The following is a 2,720-nucleotide window of genomic DNA, read 5'->3' on the forward strand; positions in this document are numbered from 1 at the left end:
CTGATCCCGACACCTGCCCAGCTTTCGTTGGCCAAGCAAGTATCGCCTTTGTTCAATGTTCATAAAAATGAACCGCCCACATTGATTATGCATGGTCTTGATGACAAGATTATTTTGCCCGTATACTCAATATCCTTCCGCGACAGTATGTTAAAGGCAGGTAATCGTTGTGATTTAGAACTGCTACCTCAAACCCGGCATGCATTTATACTGCCTAATTATACGGCAACCGAACAGATCGTAGTTAACGTTATTTGCAAAGTGGATATGTTTTTAACATCATTAGGGTATTTTAATGGCCCTCCTTTATTGAGGACAGGTAAAGAGATTGCGTGGTTACCAAAAGGGAGTAAGCATTAAGTATGAACGCTTGCTCCCTTCTTTTTAATTAGGCTTTCGATAGCCTCATATAAAGGTTGTTACTTGTATGTATTTGTTGTCTGATACAAATGTTTCACTTCTTCCGCGTTTAAAAGCCTGTCAAAAACTTTTAGTTCCGATAAATAAGCACCGTGATCAACAAAAAAGTCGAGTGCATCCGTACTGATATCTTTTGTGCCTGGGCCGGTCGCCACTTTTTCACCGTTAAGGTACAGGCTCATTTCTTTTTCATCAGCGGAGAGCAATGCAAACGACCAGGTATTCGGCTCGATTTTCCCTCCTGCTAAATGGCCCGGCGACGCCATTAATCTTCCGTTATCCATACTGCAGGAAAACGTTTTATAGCCCTTTCCAAATGCATTATAGCCATCTTTTCCGAATAATTTGCCAGTCATTTCGCTGGTTTTGAACCATATGGCTACGCTAAGCGCATTTTCGCGCATGGTGATATGGTGTAATTTCAAACCCGCATGGTTCCCTCCTCTGGACACATTGACATCGACATTTGAAGCTTTATCGGTAGCCGAGGCGAGCATGGCAAGTACCTTGCGCGTTGATTCATTGATTGATATATCATAAGGTGCAAGCCACACTTGATAAAATGGTGTTTGGTAATAAGGCCCGGGTTTGCCGTCCCATCTTGTAAAATCAGTACTACCCAACAACCCGAGATTTGGAACGCTAACCAGTTGAAAATCCATGGTTACCGGTGCAGTAATCATTCGGCCATTCAGGAACGCTGCGGCACACAGTTTCTTACTTTGGTCGATGTTTAGCGGTTCGATATATTTTAGGGAAGTGATTTCGGGTATTTTTCCATCCAATGTATATCTGATATCCGCATTGATATTTTCCGGTAAGCCGAGTGTTACTTTTACCGGTTTATATATTTCGAAAGGGCTTTGTTTTATATTGTTACCATCACATGCGACGCTTACCAACGTGTTTCTGAATATATTCTCACCATTCAATGGCAGCATTTGCCCATCCGGCAAAAGCACGTCGGCAAACCCTTTTCCCGGGCCAAAGCGAAACGAGATGCGATGCCATCCCTCTTTTAACGCAATTTGGCCGGTTGGATTGCGACCATATACACCGCGTTGGACCACAAATTCACCGTCTACCTTTAATTGATTTTGACATGTTGCCTGAAGCGAGCCAAGGTTGCCATTGTCGCCAATCCGCCCCGGTAATTTGAAAGTGTATATGCCCGGCGAAGAAGCATGGAAGTATCCGTTATAGCACCTCACGGTATTGCGGCTGTCTGTAAGTTCTATCGTTTTTGTTCTTTCTGTGTGGAAGGGTGTTGCGTACTCGATATCTAAAAAATCGCTGTCGCGTCTTTTGCCGGTGCGGTCATAAACGGCCAAATCAAATCCGGGTTCCAACATGAAATCGGTTTTTAAAGCCTCGTGCCACACCAATTTTGGCGTTTTAGTGATACTTAAATTCCCTGCCGGTTCGAATGTAAGCTCCTTTTCATCTATATTTTGCTTAGCCCCCCCATTAATTTGGTAATGCATTTCAAAAGGCATCGGTTCTAGACTGTTAATATTCCAGAATAGCGGATCGCAGATCACGAGCTCAATTTTATGCCATCCTTTATCTAAAGATGCTTCGCCATATCGGTGGGCTTGCTGTTGGTGGAAAACGCCGGTGTTTTCAATGGCAGTTTGCGATCCGATATCGAAGGTTACGGGCCCACATGAGTTGAGGTCAAATTTATATACGCCCCTTTCTTTTGCCCAAAATAGGCCGGTGAATTTATAAAAGCCCTTGCATTGCTCCGTCAATGGATGGGTTGGTGTTACCTGGGGTAATGCAAATCCGGACACATTGGTGGTCAATATTTCTTTTTCCTTTTTCAGGTCAGGGATCATTACCCTGTTGGCATCAAAAAAGCCCTTGTTATTATATAATTTCGTGTTTTTTTCAAAAACTTGAACCAATAAGCCGGTATTGGCGTTCGATAACGGTCTTTTTAGGCCGGTTTCGGCAGTTCTTACAACAAAGTGCGCTGTAAGCGTTTCGCTACGAGAGGGGCCTTGCAGCCAGGTAGGGTCGAATACTTTGGCCTTTAAATTACAGGTTTTGTTGATGGCAATGGGCGCATCGTATATAGGCGAAGTTTGGTCTGGCTCGGAGCCATCCAGCGTGTACCTGATCAATGCCGGCGCAAGCGCGTGTGCAAATTGAACTTTTTCCACAGTGTCGATCAAAAAAGTTGGGATATTATTTTCATAACGCGTATACCTCAGGTCATTACTATCAAATTTATCGCCACGCACTATTAAAACGGGGCGTGCGGGAGCTGTTTTGCTTTTCAATACCTCGATGCC

Annotated in this window: 2 protein-coding genes; one reads left to right on the top strand and one right to left on the bottom strand. The window is 43.9% G+C overall.

Features of this window, described 5'->3' with window-relative positions; all coding sequences use genetic code 11:
- The coding region (locus QZX97_RS04235) for a prolyl oligopeptidase family serine peptidase (protein ID WP_295664240.1) at positions 1 to 360 on the top strand (360 nt) is incomplete at its 5' end.
- Between the two features lie 59 nt (positions 361 to 419).
- On the opposite strand, the gene QZX97_RS04240 is transcribed toward QZX97_RS04235, so the two are convergent.
- Positions 420 to 2,720, bottom strand: a 2,301-nt coding sequence (locus QZX97_RS04240; protein WP_295664243.1) for an FN3 associated domain-containing protein, incomplete at its 5' end; no start/stop codon positions are given.

It is taken from the genome of uncultured Mucilaginibacter sp., from assembly GCF_903893715.1.
Lineage (GTDB): Bacteria > Bacteroidota > Bacteroidia > Sphingobacteriales > Sphingobacteriaceae > Mucilaginibacter.